Source organism: Ensifer sp. R1-3 (assembly GCF_056739175.1).
Genome location: NZ_CP096516.1, coordinates 57,471 through 73,412, shown reverse-complemented (window position 1 = coordinate 73,412; position 15,942 = coordinate 57,471). Strand labels below are relative to the sequence as shown.

Sequence of the window (15,942 nt, the reverse complement as noted above, 5' to 3'; positions counted from 1 at the left end):
GGGCCGGGTACGCTCGCGGCCCCGCCCCTATCCTCGCCTCTTCCCCTCGCGGTGAAAGAGCAACGCGATCGCCCCGAGGATGATCGCTCCGCCGATCACGACCTCCAGCCGGATCGGCTCGCCGAAGAGCACGAGGCCAAGAATGAGGGCGATCGGCAGCCGGATGAAATCCACGATAACCAGCAGCGAAGCGTCGGCGAGCTTCATTGCCCTCGCGAAGGATAGCTGGGCGAAAAGGCCGCCGATGCCCTGCAGCGCCATCAGCGCGAGGCTGAACAGCGAAGGCGTCTGCCAGAAAGGCAGAGCCATGACGAAAGCCACCGGGACCGTCACGAGCAGGTTCAGCCAGGCGATGCTGAGCGGGTCCTCACGCTCGGCCGAAACCTTCATCAACAACGCGACGATGGCGAGGCCGACCGCTGACGCCAGCGCCAAGACCGCGCCTGACTGGAAGGTTGCGGCGCCCGGCCTGACGACGATCAGAATACCGGCGAAGCCGGCAACGAGGCTGAGGACCCGGGCGGCCGAGAACCGCTCACCGAGGAAAAGTACCGACCCGAGCGCGACGAAGAGAGGCATGGTGAAGGCGATCGCGGTCGCGGAGGCCAAAGGTATCTCGGTGACGGCAATGAAGGCCGCGACGAGCGCAAGAAGCTTGATGACGGCCCTGATCGCATGGACGGAGAAATGCATCGCCCGCCCGCTGGATTGCGCGATGCCGAGCGGAAAGCCGCGGCGGCACAGCAGCAGATAGAGCGCGATCAGGCTGGCAAGGTTACGGAAGAAGACGATGCCGATCGGGTGGACCTCCCCGGTCACGAAGCGCACGACCACGCCGTCCATCGCCGCGACCAGGGAATTTGCCCCCATCAACAGGGCTCCTGCGACGACCGCAGGCAGGGCGATCTTCTTCATGCCGCGTCGGCGGCTGTCTGCCACTTCGGCTTCGGAGTCGCATTGATGAGCTGGCGCGTATAGGCATGTTGCGGATTGCGGAAGATCTCTTCCGTTGTCGCATGCTCGACGATCTCGCCGCTCTTCATGACGATGATGCGATCGGCAAAGTGACGAACGATCGGCAGATCATGGGTTATGAAGATGTAGGCGAGGCCCAGCCGGTCACGCAATTCCGCCAGAAGGTCGATGACCTGCACCTGCACCGAGACGTCCAGCGCCGAGACAGCCTCGTCGCAGACGACGAGCTCCGGATCGCAGGAAAGCGCCCGGGCAATGGCGATGCGCTGCCGCTGGCCCCCTGAGAACTGGTGCGGATAGCGTTTGGCGTGCTCGGGGTTCAGGCCGACGAGCCCCAGCAATTCGGTGACACGGTCGCGCCAGCGCGTCTTCTCCAGAATGTCCTTGTGGATGCGCCACGGCTCCGAGACGATGTCGAACACCGTCATGCGCGGGTTCATCGAACTATAGGGGTCCTGAAACACCATCTGCACCTTCCGGCGGAAGGCCAGCAGTTGCTTGCGGTCCATCTTCAGGACGTCGCGTCCGTGAAACAGCGCCTCGCCGCCGGAAGCCTCGTTCAGGCCCAGAAGCACGCGTGCGACGGTCGACTTGCCGGAGCCGCTCTCGCCAACGATCCCGATCGTCTCGCCGGCTGCGACGTCGAAGCTCAGGTTCTTGACCGCATGCAATCGCGCCGGCTTCGCAAAAAACCCGGACGAGAGCGTATAGAACTTGTCGATGTTCTTCACTTCCAGGATCGGTTTCCCGGCCGGCCTCGCCGGCCTCGGCGGCGCTCTATCATCGGCATGCGGGAGGGCGTTGATCAACGTCCGCGTATAGCTGTGGGCGGGATTTTCGAAGACGGCGCGGGCTTCGCCCTCCTCCACGATGCGGCCGGACTTCATGACGATCACCCGGTCGGCCATGTTCGCGGCCACCTCGAGGTCATGGGTGATCATGATGATGGCAAGGCCGTCTTCGGCCTGCAGCTTCTTCAAAAGCTCGAGGATCTGCGCCTGCACGCTCACGTCGAGCGCCGTCGTCGGTTCGTCGGCAATCAGGATTTCCGGCCTGAGCGCGATCGCCATGCCGATCATGATGCGCTGGCGCTGGCCGCCGGAAAACTGGTGCGGATACTGATCGATGCGCTTCTCCGGCTCCGGGATGCCCACGCGCCCCAATATCTCGATCGCCCTCTGCCGAGCCTCGGCACCGCTCGCCACTCCGTGGACAGTGAAGACCTCCTCCAGCTGCCAGCCGATCGTATAGACGGGGTTCAGATGCGACAGCGGGTCCTGGAAGATCATCGCGATCCTGCGGCCGTTGAGGTCCCGCCGCTCCCCCTCGGAAAGCGAGGAGAGATCGCGTCCGCGGTAGGCGACCGACCCGGCGCAGATATCGCCCGGAGGCGTGTCGATGAGCCCCATGACCGCACTGGCGCTGACCGACTTGCCGGAGCCGGACTCGCCCAGGATCACGAGCGTCTCGCCGGCGTCGACATGAAAGCTGACCCCGCTCGTCGCACGGAAGGCACCGCCGAGCGACAGGAAATCCACGGTCAGATCCTTGACCTCGAGGAGGTGTGGGCCGGTCATTTGCGTTTCTCCGGAATGCCCTTCTTGGAGCGGGCGAGTTCGATCCGCCAGCGCTGCTGCGGATCGGCATAGGTGCGCCACCAGCTCGACAGGATATTGAGCGAAAGCGTCGTCAAGAGGATCGCGAGTCCGGGCCAGAAGGCGATCCACCAGGCGGTCGAGAGATAGCCGCGGCCGGTGGCGACCATGGCGCCCCAGGTGAACTCAGGCGCCTGGATGCCGAGGCCGAGGAAGCTCAGCGACGACTCGGCAAGAACAACGGTTGCGAAGTCGATGGCGCCGATCGTGACCAGCGTCGGCAGCACGATCGGCGCGATGTGACGGAAAAGGATGCGCGTGTGGTTGGCGCCGAGCGCGACGGCGGCGCTGACGAACATCCGCTCTCTCACCTCGAGCACTTCCGCACGCGTTGTGCGCAGATAGATCGGCACGCGGGTGATTGCGAGCACCAGTATGAGATTGGTGACGGAAGGGCCAAGGCTGAAGAGGACGATCAGCGCCAAAAGCAGCGAGGGGAAGCTCATCACGATGTCAGCACCGCGCATGATCATCGTGCCGGCGGCGCCTCGCGAATAGCCGGCAATCAAGCCGAGCATGCCGCCGATCACGACCGAGCAGAACACCGCAAAGAACGCGATGCCGATCGTGTCCTGCGCACCCACCACGAGCCGCGCGAGCAGGCTGCGGCCGAGCGTGTCGGCGCCGAGCACGTAAGTCCAACCCTGGGACAGGCTGAACGGCGCCATGTTTCGGGCGCGGAAATTGGGTTTGTCTATAAGGTCGCCCATCAGCCACGGGCCGAAGACGGCGCACGCGACCACGAGCAGCAGGAAGATCACGGCGGCGAGCGCCAGCCAGTCCCGGCTGATGAGGCGCAGTATCTGAAAACGCGAGACTTTCGTCTCGGGGGTATCGGCGGAAGTCGTCATGGCCGTCGCGCTCATCTCGTTTCAAACCTTATGCGTGGATCGAGCCGCGCATAGACGAGGTCTATCGCGATGTTCAGAACGAAAATGGCAATCGCCGTCACCAGCACCGTCGCCTGGATGAGCGCGAAGTCGCGCCGCACGATCGCGTCGATCATGAGCTTGCCGATCCCCGGCCAGCCGAAGATGGTTTCCACGACGACGGCGCCGTTGACGAGGCTGGCGGCAAGGTCGCCGGCGACGGTGATGACCGGGAGCAGCGAGTTGCGCAGGGCGTGGCGGAAGACGATCCGGGACCGGTTCACGCCCTTGGCCCGCGCCGTCTTCACATAGGGCGAGGCAAGCGCACCCATCATCGTGCCGCGAACGACCTGGACCAGCAGGCCGAAGGGTCTGAGGGTCAGAACGAAGATCGGCATGATCCAATGCAGCGCCGTTCCCGTCCCGGAGGTCGGAAGCAGGCCCAGTCCGACGGAGAAGACAAGGATCGCCACGATCGCAACCCAGAAATCCGGGGCGCTGGCGCCCGCAAGCGACGCGGTGCTCGCGATCTTGTCGAACAGGCTGTTCGGGCGTGCCGCGGCAAGCGACCCGACGACGACGGCGAAACAGAGAGAAAGAACGATCGCGATCACCGCGAGCTTCAGCGTTTGCGGAAAGGCCTCGAGCGCGACTTCCATGGCCGGCCGGTTGCGGCTCAGCGCGTCCCCGAAATCGAATCGGGCGAGATCGACAAGGTAACGGCCGAATTGCACGACAAGAGGATCGTTGAAGCCGTGCGTCTCCGAGAAGGCCTGACGCTGCGCTTCGGAAGAATCGAGCGGCAGATAGAGATAGGCCGGATCGCCGGTAAGCCTCGAGAGGAAGAAGACGAGCACCAGAAGTCCGATCACCGCGATCAGGCTCTGGCCGGCGCGTCTGAGAATGAAAGCGAACACGGCGTTTCCTTTCCACCGTAATCAAGGAGGGCGCCGCGACGTGAGACACGCCGCGGCGGCAGGTCGGGTTCGTCAGTCCTTGAAATGGATCTCGGAGAGCGCGATCTCGCTGTTCGTCTTGAGATCCGGCTTCCAGTCGAGGCGCGAGCCGACGCGGACATAGCCGATCATGTGGTACATCGGCACGTCTGCGACGATTTCGTCGTGCACCTTCGCGAAGACCTCCTGAAACAGCTTTTCACGCTCGTCGCCGGTCGCGGCCATGGCTTTCTTCAACACGACGTCGAGGTCGGGATCGGCGATCGTCGAATATTGTCCCTCGCTCAGATACATGACCGGAGCGGTAAACCCGGCGTCGCCCGTATTGTTGTCGTGCTGCTGCTGGAAAAGCGTCGGCCCGCGTCCCTCCGGGAAGGGCTTGTCGAGATAGCGCACCCAGTCGGCCGCTTCGAGCTGGCGTATCGAGACGTTGAGCCCGATCTCCTGCCACATGGATCGCATCGCCTCGAGGCTTTCGGCCGAGTTCGGGAAGAAGCCGTTGCGCCCGATCAGCACGATCTCCTTGTCGACCGGAGCGCCTGCGGCCTTGGCTTCCTCGACCAGCTTCATCGCCTCTTCGGGATTGTAGGTCCATGGCTTGATATCGGGATTGTGGCCGCGCACGCCCGGAACGACCATTTGCGAGGCCCGCAGGACGTCCTTGCCGAACAGCGCTTCGCCCATGCCGTCCCAGTCGATAGCCATGTTGAGCGCCTTGCGGATGCGGACATCATCGAGCGGCGGGATCTGCGCATCGATGCGCATGCGGGTCGTCTCGGAGTTCAGATAGGCAAAGTCAGACTCGGCATTGGTGGCGTCCTGCACGGCGATGGATGGGGTCATGTCCGCTTCGCCGGATTCGACCATGGCCGCCCGGATGGCCGACTCGCTGCGCCAGACATAGGTTGCGCGCGTGACGTCCGGCTTGGCGCCCCAGTAAGCATCGTGACGCTTCAGGACGATCTGCTCGTTGGACTTGCTTTCGACCACATAGGGTCCCGTGCCGACGGGATCGTTGCTTTCCTTGTCGAACGGCATGTTGGGGGAGACGATCTGCACGGTGCCGAGCAGCGTCGGCATGATCGGCACCGGGCTGTCGGAGGAGATCTCCACCGTTTGCGCATCGACCGCCTTCGGCGTCAGCTTGACGTCGCCGAATTTCGAGCGGCTGTCGCAGGTGAGGCCGGGGTTCATCAGGCGGTTGATGGACTTGACCACCGCTTCGGCATCGAACGCCGCGCCGTCCTGAAACTTGACGCCGCTCTTGAGATGCACACGCCAGTTCAGATCGTCCACCTGCTCCCATTTTTCAGCAAGCCAGGGGCCGACGGTGCCCTTCTCCGTGTCGATGACGGTCAGGGTCTCGGTAATGTTGGAATTGATGATGCGGCCGATATCCGACCTGATGGAGCGACAGGGATCGAGGTTGGCCGGCTGCTCCGGCAATACGATCTTCACCTCGCCTTCGGCGGCCATCGCGACGCCGGAAAAGAGCGTCGCGGTCAAGAGCGCCACGGCGCGGGTACAATAGCGGATGGTCATTTCTTTCTCCTCCTCGGTAAAGACCAGGACGTTGCGGCGGGCCGTTTTCGGCCTCGTAGTCCTCCGGCACCGCATCCGCACTAGCGCACTAATGTATTAGTGTGTCCACACAGAAGTGTCAACTCAGGCTGAAGCCGCCGCCGCTGCCTTTCCGGAGCGCCTCAGGCAGGCGGCTTCCGCCGCCTTCAAGGCCTCCACCGCGGCGCCGACGGGGCCAAGCTTCGCAGCACCCAGATTGGAGATCATGGGCATCAGCGGGCCCGTGTCGGCGATCCCCGCCAGCCGCATGCCGTCATGAAGCACCTGCAAGCCGCCAAGGTCCGTGCGAACTCTCTCGAACTCCAGAAACGGCTGGCTGAGCTCCAATGCCTCGGCGCCGCGCCCGGCCTTGTAGAGCGTAAGGAGCTCCATCGCGGCCGAAGGGGCAATGCAGACCGCGCCCGAAGTATAGGTCGTCAGTGCGCGGCGGCCGAGATGATCGTGGATCGGCGTTTCGCCCATGCCGCTCGCCATCCGGTCTTTTCCGATCGCCCCTATGACGGCATCGAGATAGGCGTCCTGCGCCGGATCGGCCCGCTCCACCGCATATTTGACGAAATCGACGGCGCCTTCGGAGACGAGGCGGGCAAGCTCGTCCGGATCGACATAATTCTCCCGCTTCAGATAGAGCACGAGGCCATGGCCGAGAATCGCCGCGAGGCGGCGCACGCCATTGGCGACACCGGCGGGATCTGCCGGGAATTGGGTCGGGAGCAGCATCACGTTCTTGAAACCCAGGTCGCGGGCGATCGGCGCCTGCGCCATGGCCTTGCCGAAATCCGGACCGATCGACGTTATGAGACCGGTCTGCGGCGCAGCAGCCGCGATCACCGCCTCCATGCCCGCGCGATAGTCGTCCAGGCCGAAATGATAGAGGTTGGCATTTCCGCCATAGAGGAGAATGCGCACCCCGCCTGCCTCGATATGACGAATGATCGCCGCGTTGGCGTCGGCGTTCACCGTCAGATCCGCATTCAGCGCGATGGGCGGGACCGCCACCACCGAAGCTGCGTAATCACGGGCACCAAGTCGAGTTTGCATGAGAACCTCCTCCATAAGTCGGTTTTCATTACAACATGGCCAACGATTTGTAAAATATATTTACCTATCAGGAGTCGATTGTACCGTCCGTCATCCTTCGGCGCGCGTTGATGATGTGCGTTTCCATCGCCACCCGCGCCCATACGGCATCTTTCGTGCGGATCGCTTCGACGATCTCGGCATGTTCGGCAATGACCCGGCGGGCACGTGCCTGCGATCCGGACCGGGTGAGGGCAAGCGAAACGTTCATGAAGCTGGTCAGCGAAACCTCCGGGCCCTCCAGCGCCTTGGCGAAAAACTCGTTTCCCGTCCCCTCGCAGATCGCAAGATGGAAACGCCTGTCGCTTTCCGGCAGGAAGGCCCCGCGGCCGACCTCATGGGCGAAGGCCTCATGGGCCTCGATAATGGCGGCAAGCTGCTTTTCCGTGCGCCGCTCCGCTGCCAGTGCTGCCGCCTGGCCTTCCACGTAGAAACGAAGCTCCTGATAGCGCAGGAAGCGCGAAATATCCTCCAGGTCGGCCAGGTTCGGCAGATCTTGCGAGGGCCTGCTCAAGACATAGGTGCCGCTGCCGCGCCGCGCTTCCACGAGGCCGTCGACCCGCAGGCGCGCAAGCGCCTCGCGGACGACCGGCCGCGAGACGCCGAAGCGTTCGGCGAGTTCGTTTTCCGTCGGCAGACGTGCGCCCGGTTGAAAGATGCCGTTCAATATGTCGTGCAGGATGCGCCCGTAGACCTGATCGGCATAGCTCGACGGGCGGGCTTCGGCTAGGCTTTCGAGGATGGGCGACTTCTCGGGCACGGCGATCCTTCCTGTCCTGCCGGGGAGGCCGGCCGGCGAGATCCACTTCACACTAACACATTAATGCATTATTACAGGATCGGGAACCGTCCTGGAGGATTGGATTTTTGACATCGGAAGCTCCGGCTGCCAAACATCGCAGCGGCCTCGACCGCACCCGGCAGATCGCGCCGCAAATCGTGGAATATCTTCGCGAGAGGATCCTCGCGCTCGACCTCGCCCCCGGTACGGCGCTCTCGCGTGTCGAACTGCAGAAACAGTTCGGTCTCAGCCAGACGCCGGTGCGTGACGCGCTGATGCGCCTGGAGGAGGAGGGCCTCGTCACCGTCTACCCGCAATATGCGACGCTGGTCTCCAAAATCGATATCAATCTGGCCCGCCAGACCCACCTCATGCGCCGTGCGGTCGAGCAGGAAGCCGTCTTCAATCTGGCGGAAAAGGCCAACAGGGGACAGATCGCAGACCGGCTGCGAGTGGCGAACACCAAGCTGAAAGCCCTCGCTTCGAAGGAACATGCGGAGTTTCTCGCGGCCGACCGTGCGTTTCACTTCATCATCTTCGAGGAAGCGGGGCTGGAGCACATCTGGCCGATCATCCGCCGCCACAGCGGCCATATCGATCGTCTGCGGCGCCTCAATCTCGTCAATGTCGGCACCAAACGTGTGGTGGACACCCACGACATGATCATCGAAGGGATCGAAAAGGGTGCGCCGGTCGAGGCAGCGCAAGCGATGAAGACCCACCTCTCCGGCACGTTGTCGATGATCGACGACATCGCGGCGCGTTATCCGGATTACATAGAACTCGGGTAGGCTGCCCGGGAGCCGCGCGCGGACACCTAATCGGTAGGTTCGCGGACGACGTTTCCGCGGCTCTCCTTGTCTGATCCGGCTCGCCTGAGGGCAAGTTCGACATGATGGATTATCTGCTCCTCGCCGCCTCGGGTTTCATCGCCTGGATCGTTTCGACGATCGGCGGCGGGGGTGGAGCCATGCTCCTCGTGCCGCTCATCGGCTTCATCGCTGGTGCCCAGGCCGTCGCTCCCGTGGTGGCTGTCGCCACCCTCATTGCGGGAGGCGGGCGCATCCTGATTTTTTTTGGGGATATCGAATGGCGCGTCGCCGCCTGGGGTCTCCCCAGCGCGGCGCTCGGCGGCGTCCTCGGCGCCGCCGCCTTCTCCAACACCTCGGCGGAATGGCTTCAGATCGTCGTCGGCCTGTTCCTGATCTCGACAATATTCCAATACGGCTTCGGCCGGCGGGAAAGGACCTTTGCGGTAGCTACCTGGTGGTTTTTCCCGGCACAGTTCGTCGTCGGCTTTCTTTCCGGCCTGATCGGAGCCATCGGGCCGATCCTGAACACGCTCTATCTCAATGCCGACATCACCAAGGAAAAGATGGTAGGGACCAAGACCGCGATCTCCTTACCCATGCATCTCGCCAAGCTCGGCACATATACGGCACTCGGTGCGTTGACAGGCAAGCTGCTGTTGTTCGGCATCGCCGCCGGGCTGGGAGCGCTTCTCTCCAACTGGCTCGCCAAGCGGGTGCTGACGAACATGAGCGAGCTGAATTTCCGCGTGATCGTGGTCGGCTTCATGGCGCTGAGCGGAGCGGTCATGATCTGGGAGCAAAGAGAGACGCTCCTGCGGATATTTCCGGGGAGCACTTGATCCCGCCGGGGATCTGGCCCGCCAACCAGGCCACCGCCCGATGCCAGCCGGACTTCTCCGGCTGGCATCTTGCCGATCAGGAAAGGTGGTGGCGTTCCTGGAGGCCATAGACGGGCGTCGATATGCCTTCGCAGCGCGCTTTCAACTGCAGCGAAAGATATTGGGAATAGTGCCGCGACTGATGCAGGTTGCCGCCGTGGAACCAGAGCGCCTCCTGCTGCGTCGGCTTCCACATGTTGCGCTGCTCGCCCTCCCATGGACCCGGGTCTTTCGGCGTATCGGAGCCGAGGCCCCAGACCTTGCCGACCTTGTCGGCGACCTCCTTCGAGATGAGGTCGGCCGCCCAGCCGTTCATCGAACCGTAGCCTGTGGCGTAGACGACGAGATCGGCCGGAAGCGCCGTGCCGTCCTTCAGCACCACGGCATCCTCGGTCAGGTGGCTGACGTCGGAGCCGGATTTCAGCTTGATGCTGCCATCGATGACGAGGTCGCAGGCGCCTACGTCGATATAGTAGCCGGAGCCGCGGCGCAGATATTTCATGAATAGGCCGGAGCCGTCGGCGCCCCAGTCGAGCATGAAGCCCGCCTTTTCGAGATCGGCGTAGAACTTGGCGTCCCGCTCGCCCATCTTCTCGTACAGCGGGATCTGGAACTCGTGCATGATTCGGTAGGGGAGCGAGGCGAAGATCAGGTCGGCCTTGCGCGTCGTCACGCCGGCGGCAAGCGCCCGCTCGGAATAAAGATCGCCGAGCCCGATCTCCATCAGCGTGTCCGATCGGACGATGTGCGTCGACGATCGCTGCACCATGGTCACATCCGCGCCGCCTTCCCAAAGTGCGGCGCAGATATCATGCGCGGAATTGTTGGAGCCGATGACGACCACCTTCTTGCCGCGATAGGCGTCGGGACCGGGATGCTGCGAAGAATGCTGCTGCTCGCCCTTGAAGATGTCCTGGCCTTCGAGCTTCGGCACGTTCGGCTTGCCCGACATGCCGGTTGCGAGAACGAGCTGTTTCGGCCTGAGGACGACCTCCTCGCCGTTCCGTTCGACGATCACCGTCCATTCCTCGGTCGCCTCGTCGTATCGCGCCGACTTGCAGGTTGTGGAGCTCCAATAATTGAGTTCCATCACCCTGGTATACATCTCCAGCCAGTCGCCGATCTTGTCCTTCGGCGCAAAGACCGGCCAGTTTTCCGGGAAGGGGATATAGGGCAGATGGTCGTACCAGACCGGGTCGTGCAGGCAGAGCGATTTGTAGCGCTTGCGCCAGCTGTCGCCGGGGCGTTCGTTCTTCTCGATGATGATCGTCGGCACGCCGAGCTGCCGCAAGCGCGCGCCGAGCGCGATCCCGCCTTGGCCGCCGCCGATGATGACGGCATAGGGCTGCGTCGTGTAGCCGAGTTCGGCTGCTTCCGCTTCGCGCTTTTCCTTCCAGGTCTTACGGTCCGGGTCATGACCGTGTTCGGCGCCGAGCGGCCGCCTGAGCCCCTTCGGTTCCTCATGTCCCTTGAGCTCCGTCATCGTCGTCAGAAGCGTCCAGATCAGCCCGTTCCTGAGACGGATATGGCCGTGGCCACGCGCCACCTCCGTCTCGAACTCGAACCAACCTTCGGTAACGCCGTCGCCGGCGCTCGCCGGTTCCTTCTCGTCCTGGCGCAGCCGCGCCGGCTTGATCGCAGCGAGTTGCGTCGTCAGCATGTCGCGGATCTGATCCTGCCCCTCCATCGTCTTGAGATTCCAGGTGAAGGCGACGAGGTCGCGCCAATAGCAGTCGGCCTGAAACAGATTGACGGCCGCATCGATGTCGCCCTGTTCAAGGGCCTTTCCGAGTTTGGCGAGCACGGTATCGACGCGGGTGCCGGGACTTTCTTCAAGCATGGGTATCCTCCTCTTCGCTTGGATGGCACACGGGCGGCTCCTCAACCGCCCGCAGACGCTAGTCGTCGAACCACCTTCTGCAATGACCGTGCCAGGGCAGAAAACCGAGTGTTTTCAAGAGGCAGAGAACGTGGAGGTGTCGCATGATGCGACGCGGCTGCAACATGTGTGGCGCCGCGCCTGTTGCACGGCCGCCTGCCGCGACGGATTGCGCCTCAATGGCGGTGCGGTTTGAGGCGGTAGCGCTTGATCTGCCGGTGCACCGTCGAGCGATCGAGCCCCAGCCGGCGGGCAGCCTCGGAAATGTTCCAGTCGCAAGCGGCGAGCGTCAGGCTCAAGGTCGCGCTCGCCTCGTTTCCGCCGACAGTGTCCGCATTCGCCAGGAGGTGGTCCGGCAGGTCGCCGAGCTCCCCGACGCCGTTCTCGGCAAGTGCCGCGGCGACCGCGATGACGTTGTCGAGCTCGCGGATGTTTCCCGGCCAATCGTGGGCCTTGAGGGCAGAAAGCGCGGCCGGGGACAATATCAATTCGCCATCGCCGTGCCGCTTCAGGAGTTGCTCCAGAACCCAGTCGAAGTCCGGCCGGTCCCGGAGCGCCGGAAGGGTGAGCGTCGCGGCATTGAGCCGGTAATAGAGGTCCTCGCGGAACGCCCCTTTCGCGACGAGCGTCTGCAGCGGCCGGTGCGATGCCGAAACGACCCGGATCCGAACCTTCCGCGGCGCCGTTCCGCCGACCGGCAGCACCTCGCCTTCGGCAAGCACGCGCAACAGCCGGCTTTGCAAGGCAAGCGGCATGTCGCCGATTTCGTCGAGGAAGAGCGTTCCGCCGTCCGCCTGCTCGATCAGGCCCTTGCGGCCCTTTGCCGAAGCGCCGGTGAAAGCTCCCGGCAAGTAGCCGAAAAGCTCGCTTTCGATCAGCTGCTCCGGGATTGCCGCACAATTGATGGCGACGAACGGGCCCTCGAGACCGCTGCCCTCGTGGATGGCCCGCGCGAGATGTTCCTTGCCCGTTCCGGTCTCGCCCTGAATGAGGATCGGCAATGGCGTCCGCGCAAGCTTTGCCGCCTTTGCCTGCAGCGCCGCGATCACGGGCGCGTCGCCGCCGAGCCGCCGCAAGGCCGGTGGAATTTGCTCGCGCGAAACGAGCGGTGCGCGGACCTTCGAGTGCGGCTCGATCGCATGGGCGAAGAGCGCGTTTCCGTCCCGCGCGAAGACGAGCCGCTCCCGGGTCGGGCGCCGGCGGGTAAGGTCGGAAAGATTGTCGACCTCGATGTCGAAGAAGCGCGACACCGGCTCGCCGATCAGTTGCTGCGGATCGCGCCAGTCGAGGCCTGTCGAACGCGCAAGGATTTTCGCTCCCGCATGCGTCATGCCGGCGATGCGGCCGAGACCGTCGATCGAGATCGCCGCCTCCGGATCGACGTCGAGGAATTCGGGTGAGCGCGAGAATCGCAGGACCCATTGATTACGCGCTTGCGCCATGAGATTGGCGAGCTCGATGCGCCTTACGGTCGCGCTCACCAGGTGCAGTGCCAGGTTCTGGCTCGCCTTGAGGATCGGCGAACTCAGAAGCGAGATGTCGAGCACGGCGGAGAGTTCGCCCTGGATGTCGTAGATCGGCGCGGCCGTGCAGGAGAGCGGCGTGTGGGTGTTGTCGAAGTGGTCGGTCTGGTGGATCGTCAGCGCCTCTCCCGTTTCCAGGCACGCGCCCACCGCACAGGTCCCGGCGCGCCACTCGGACCACTCCGAACCCAAATAGAGCCCCGCCTTGCGCAGGCTGTTGCCGAAGAGGGGATCGCCGAGGAACTCGACCGTCACGCCTTCGCGGTCGGAAAGCAGCAGCACGTAGTTCTGCCCCGCCACCTGGCGGAACAGGTTTTCGAGCCCCGAACGGGCGATGGCGATCAGATCCTCCGATTGCTGGCGGTGTTCCCTAAGTCGCGTTTCCGGAACGATATAGGCTTCACAACTCTGCGCCGGATCGAGCCGGTGATGCTCCAGGCAGCGCAGCCACGATTTCACGACCGTCTCGTCGCGGCGCACGGGAAGACCACGGCTGACGCGTTCGATTTCGCGGATGTGCTCGGAATGTGAAACCATCACCGCCTCCCAACGGACCGCACTTGCTCCTCCGGCAGAGTGTGCGCATGGCAGGGGCGAAAGTAAAGGAAGCGGCGGCTCGATGCACTACCGATGAAGTTGCGCATGAGTCCCATGAAGCGATTGTGATCGTTCCATCGCGGTAGGAGCCCCGTCGAGCAGGCGATCGACGATCATGCGGCCGATCGGAATTGCCGAGGTCGCAGCCGGCGACGGCGCGTTGCAGACGTGGAGCATCCTTTCGGTCTGTTTGAAGAGGAAGTCGTGGACGAGGCTGCCGTCGGCCATGACCGCCTGCGCCCGGATGCCGGCCTGCGGGACTGCGAGGTCGTCGATCGTGAGCGACGGGCAGTATTTCCGGCACTCCCGCAGATAGCGGAACCGCGATGCCGAATTGGCGAATTCCGTGATCGCCGAACGCCAGTTCTTCGCCGCCATTTTCCAGAAGCCGGGAAACGCCGCCATGTTCGCCACATCGGCCGCTTTGAAGCTGCCCTTCGGGTAGCCCTCGCGGGCAAAGCCCAGCACCGCATTGGGGCCGACGGTCATGCCTCCGTCGATCGTCCGGGTCAGGTGAATTCCGAGGAAAGGCAGGTTCGGGTCGGGAATGGGGTAGATGAGGCGCCTGGTCACACCGGCCTTCGATGCCGGCAACACGTAATATTCGCCCCGGAACGGAACGATGCGGTGGTCGATGCTGAGGCCGGCCATGAGCGCGAGGCGGTCGGACTGCAGGCCGGCGCAGGCGATCAGCCTGCGCGCTTCGATGCGGCCGATTGCACTTGCGATCCGCACGCCTCCGTCCTCTTCGGCAATGGCAGTGGCCTCGATCCCGCGCCGGATTTCGCCGCCCCGGACTTCGATGCGCTCGGCCATCGCCCGGCAAACGGCCGAATAATCGACGATCCCCGTCGCATGGACGAGAAGCGCACCGAGGCCGGCGATGTTAGGCTCGTCCGATCGCAGTTGCGACTTCGACAGGCGAGTGTATTCGATCCCATTCTGCTGCGCTCTTTCTTCCAGGCTCTCCATGCGCTCGATCTCGGCATCGTTCGTCGCGACCAGCAATTTGCCGCAGGTTTCGAACGATATGCCGTTCCCGGTGCAGAATTCTTTCGTGGCCTCCGCTCCCTCGCGGCACAGCTTCGCTTTCAGGGATCCCGGTGCATAGTAAATCCCGGCGTGGATCACACCGCTGTTGTGGCCCGTCTGATGCCGCGCAAGCTCCCGCTCCTTTTCCAGAAGCACGATGCTGGCGCCGCCCATCATTTCCTGCAGCGCCATAGCGGTCGCAAGACCGACGATCCCGCCTCCGATGATGCAATAGTCGTACAAGCCGCAACCCCTCCCGCCCGATCCTGCCGGCATTGGGGGAACATAATGCACCAGACGTCAAGGTGGAAAACCGGCGAGACGGCTGTCGTCAACTTACTCGGTTGCCGGTCGGGAAGCGCGCACGCGCGGCAGCACCGTGCGCCCGAAGACGTCGATGAATTCGAGCTGATTGCGCCCGACATTGTGGAGGTAGATCTCGTCGAAGCCTGCCGCGATATCCTCTTCGATCCAGGCGAGGTGCCGCCCCGGATCGGAAGAAATGCGGACATAGGCGTCGAGGTCCTCCGGGCGGACACCGCTCGTCGCGGTTTCTATGTCGCCCGGCGTCCTCAGGGTTTCCGACTGAAAGGCGCTGAGCGCATTGCTCCGCCACTGGTCGAAGGCGTTCCGCCGCGCCTCCTCGTCGCTTCGGGCATAGGACACATGGACCTGAAGACAGAGCGGCTTGCCGTCGCCGCCGCCGCGCTTGAAGGCCTGGGCGATCGCCGCGAGCTTTTCCGGCGACTGATTGACGGTGATGAGGCCGTCGGCCCATTCGCCGGCACCTTCCGCCGTTTCGGGCGTCAAAGCCGCTGCGATCAGCGCAGGCGGAGTTTCGGGAAGCGTATAAAGCCGGGCCTCGGAGACGGCAATGGGCGCGTCCCTCGTCACCGTCCGGCCGGCAAAAAGCTCGCGGATGACGTCGACCGCCTCGCGCAGCCTTCCGTTTCGTTCCGCCTTTCCGGGCCAGGCCCCGCCGACGACGTGTTCGTTCAGTGCCTCGCCCGTGCCGAGCGCAAGCCAGGCAAGGCGCCGCGGAAACATCTGGGCAAGGGTTGCGGCGGCCTGGGCCGTTATCACCGGGTGATAGCGCCAGCCGCAGGGAACCGTGACGAGGCCGAACTTCCGCTCAGTTGCCTGGAGGGCGGCACCCAGCCAGGCCCAGGCAAAGCCGCTTTGCCCCTGGCGTTCGCTCCAGGGCGCCAGATGGTCGGAGGACATGGTGCAATCGAACCCGGCCTCTTCCGCCGCCCGCGCCCAGTTCAACAGGTCGAGCGGGGTGAACTGCTCGTGCGATGCGTGATAGCCGATGCTCGCCATC

13 protein-coding genes are annotated in these 15,942 nt (G+C 63.8%); 2 read left to right on the top strand and 11 right to left on the bottom strand.

Translation table 11 applies throughout. From position 1 onward, the window contains the following. Positions 1 to 27: 27 nt before the first annotated feature. From M1D43_RS17650 to M1D43_RS17620, 7 genes are all read right to left on the bottom strand, one after another. A complete protein-coding gene (locus M1D43_RS17650; protein WP_127576822.1) occupies positions 28 to 915 on the bottom strand; it encodes a DMT family transporter in 888 nt (295 codons plus the stop codon). Further along, the gene (locus M1D43_RS17645; RefSeq protein ID WP_088195081.1) at positions 912 to 2,552 is read right to left on the bottom strand and encodes an ABC transporter ATP-binding protein; all 1,641 of its coding nucleotides are present in this window, start codon (positions 2,550 to 2,552) and stop codon (positions 912 to 914) included. Before M1D43_RS17645 ends, M1D43_RS17650 begins: the two co-directional genes overlap by 4 nt. Continuing rightward, positions 2,549 to 3,481, bottom strand: coding sequence for an ABC transporter permease (locus M1D43_RS17640; RefSeq protein WP_027988309.1), 933 nt, complete (start codon positions 3,479 to 3,481; stop codon positions 2,549 to 2,551). Before M1D43_RS17640 ends, M1D43_RS17645 begins: the two co-directional genes overlap by 4 nt. 11 nt (positions 3,482 to 3,492) lie before the next feature. Then, positions 3,493 to 4,416: an ABC transporter permease gene (locus M1D43_RS17635; protein ID WP_010975029.1), complete on the bottom strand. Its 924-nt coding sequence runs from the start codon at positions 4,414 to 4,416 to the stop codon at positions 3,493 to 3,495. A gap of 72 nt (positions 4,417 to 4,488) precedes the next feature. Then, a complete protein-coding gene (locus tag M1D43_RS17630; RefSeq protein WP_498814340.1) occupies positions 4,489 to 5,997 on the bottom strand; it encodes an ABC transporter substrate-binding protein in 1,509 nt (502 codons plus the stop codon). Positions 5,998 to 6,120: 123 nt separating this feature from the next. Continuing rightward, complete coding sequence (locus M1D43_RS17625; protein WP_040121162.1) at positions 6,121 to 7,092, bottom strand: dihydrodipicolinate synthase family protein; 972 nt, start codon at positions 7,090 to 7,092, stop codon at positions 6,121 to 6,123. Between the two features lie 52 nt (positions 7,093 to 7,144). Continuing rightward, on the bottom strand, positions 7,145 to 7,876 hold the full coding sequence (locus tag M1D43_RS17620) for a FadR/GntR family transcriptional regulator (protein WP_003532177.1): 732 nt from the start codon (positions 7,874 to 7,876) through the stop codon (positions 7,145 to 7,147). A 107-nt stretch (positions 7,877 to 7,983) separates the two neighbouring features. Here M1D43_RS17620 and M1D43_RS17615 point away from each other — a divergent pair, with 107 nt between their 5' ends. Beyond that, a complete protein-coding gene (locus M1D43_RS17615; protein ID WP_003532175.1) occupies positions 7,984 to 8,688 on the top strand; it encodes a GntR family transcriptional regulator in 705 nt (234 codons plus the stop codon). 101 nt (positions 8,689 to 8,789) lie between these two features. Next, complete coding sequence (locus M1D43_RS17610) at positions 8,790 to 9,548, top strand: sulfite exporter TauE/SafE family protein (protein ID WP_498814338.1); 759 nt, start codon at positions 8,790 to 8,792, stop codon at positions 9,546 to 9,548. 76 nt (positions 9,549 to 9,624) lie between these two features. On the opposite strand, the gene M1D43_RS17605 is transcribed toward M1D43_RS17610, so the two are convergent. From M1D43_RS17605 to M1D43_RS17590, 4 genes are all read right to left on the bottom strand, one after another. Continuing rightward, positions 9,625 to 11,427 carry an NAD(P)/FAD-dependent oxidoreductase gene (locus M1D43_RS17605; protein ID WP_017263433.1) on the bottom strand — a complete coding sequence of 601 codons (1,803 nt, stop codon included), beginning with the start codon at positions 11,425 to 11,427 and terminating at the stop codon, positions 9,625 to 9,627. A gap of 215 nt (positions 11,428 to 11,642) precedes the next feature. Then, positions 11,643 to 13,526 (bottom strand): sigma-54-dependent Fis family transcriptional regulator, encoded by a 1,884-nt coding sequence (locus M1D43_RS17600; RefSeq protein ID WP_017268398.1) that lies wholly within the window; start codon positions 13,524 to 13,526, stop codon positions 11,643 to 11,645. An 87-nt stretch (positions 13,527 to 13,613) separates the two neighbouring features. Continuing rightward, on the bottom strand, positions 13,614 to 14,861 hold the full coding sequence (gene lhgO, locus M1D43_RS17595) for an L-2-hydroxyglutarate dehydrogenase (RefSeq protein WP_164836865.1): 1,248 nt from the start codon (positions 14,859 to 14,861) through the stop codon (positions 13,614 to 13,616). A gap of 93 nt (positions 14,862 to 14,954) precedes the next feature. Beyond that, positions 14,955 to 15,941, bottom strand: a complete 987-nt coding sequence (locus M1D43_RS17590; protein WP_010975020.1) for a TIGR03885 family FMN-dependent LLM class oxidoreductase — start codon at positions 15,939 to 15,941, stop codon at positions 14,955 to 14,957. Position 15,942: the final 1 nt, after the last annotated feature.

Excerpts from the sequence above, each read along its gene's own strand:
- M1D43_RS17650 (WP_127576822.1), bottom strand. The coding sequence starts at position 915 with ATGAAGAAGATCGCCCTGCCTGCGGTCGTCGCAGGAGCCCTGTTGATG.
- M1D43_RS17645 (WP_088195081.1), bottom strand. The coding sequence starts at position 2,552 with ATGACCGGCCCACACCTCCTCGAGGTCAAGGATCTGACCGTGGATTTC.
- M1D43_RS17640 (WP_027988309.1), bottom strand. The coding sequence starts at position 3,481 with ATGACGACTTCCGCCGATACCCCCGAGACGAAAGTCTCGCGTTTTCAG.
- M1D43_RS17630 (WP_498814340.1), bottom strand. The coding sequence starts at position 5,997 with ATGACCATCCGCTATTGTACCCGCGCCGTGGCGCTCTTGACCGCGACG.
- M1D43_RS17625 (WP_040121162.1), bottom strand. The coding sequence starts at position 7,092 with ATGGAGGAGGTTCTCATGCAAACTCGACTTGGTGCCCGTGATTACGCA.
- M1D43_RS17610 (WP_498814338.1), top strand. The coding sequence starts at position 8,790 with ATGATGGATTATCTGCTCCTCGCCGCCTCGGGTTTCATCGCCTGGATC.
- M1D43_RS17605 (WP_017263433.1), bottom strand. The coding sequence starts at position 11,427 with ATGCTTGAAGAAAGTCCCGGCACCCGCGTCGATACCGTGCTCGCCAAA.
- M1D43_RS17600 (WP_017268398.1), bottom strand. The coding sequence starts at position 13,526 with ATGGTTTCACATTCCGAGCACATCCGCGAAATCGAACGCGTCAGCCGT.
- M1D43_RS17590 (WP_010975020.1), bottom strand. The coding sequence starts at position 15,941 with ATGGCGAGCATCGGCTATCACGCATCGCACGAGCAGTTCACCCCGCTC.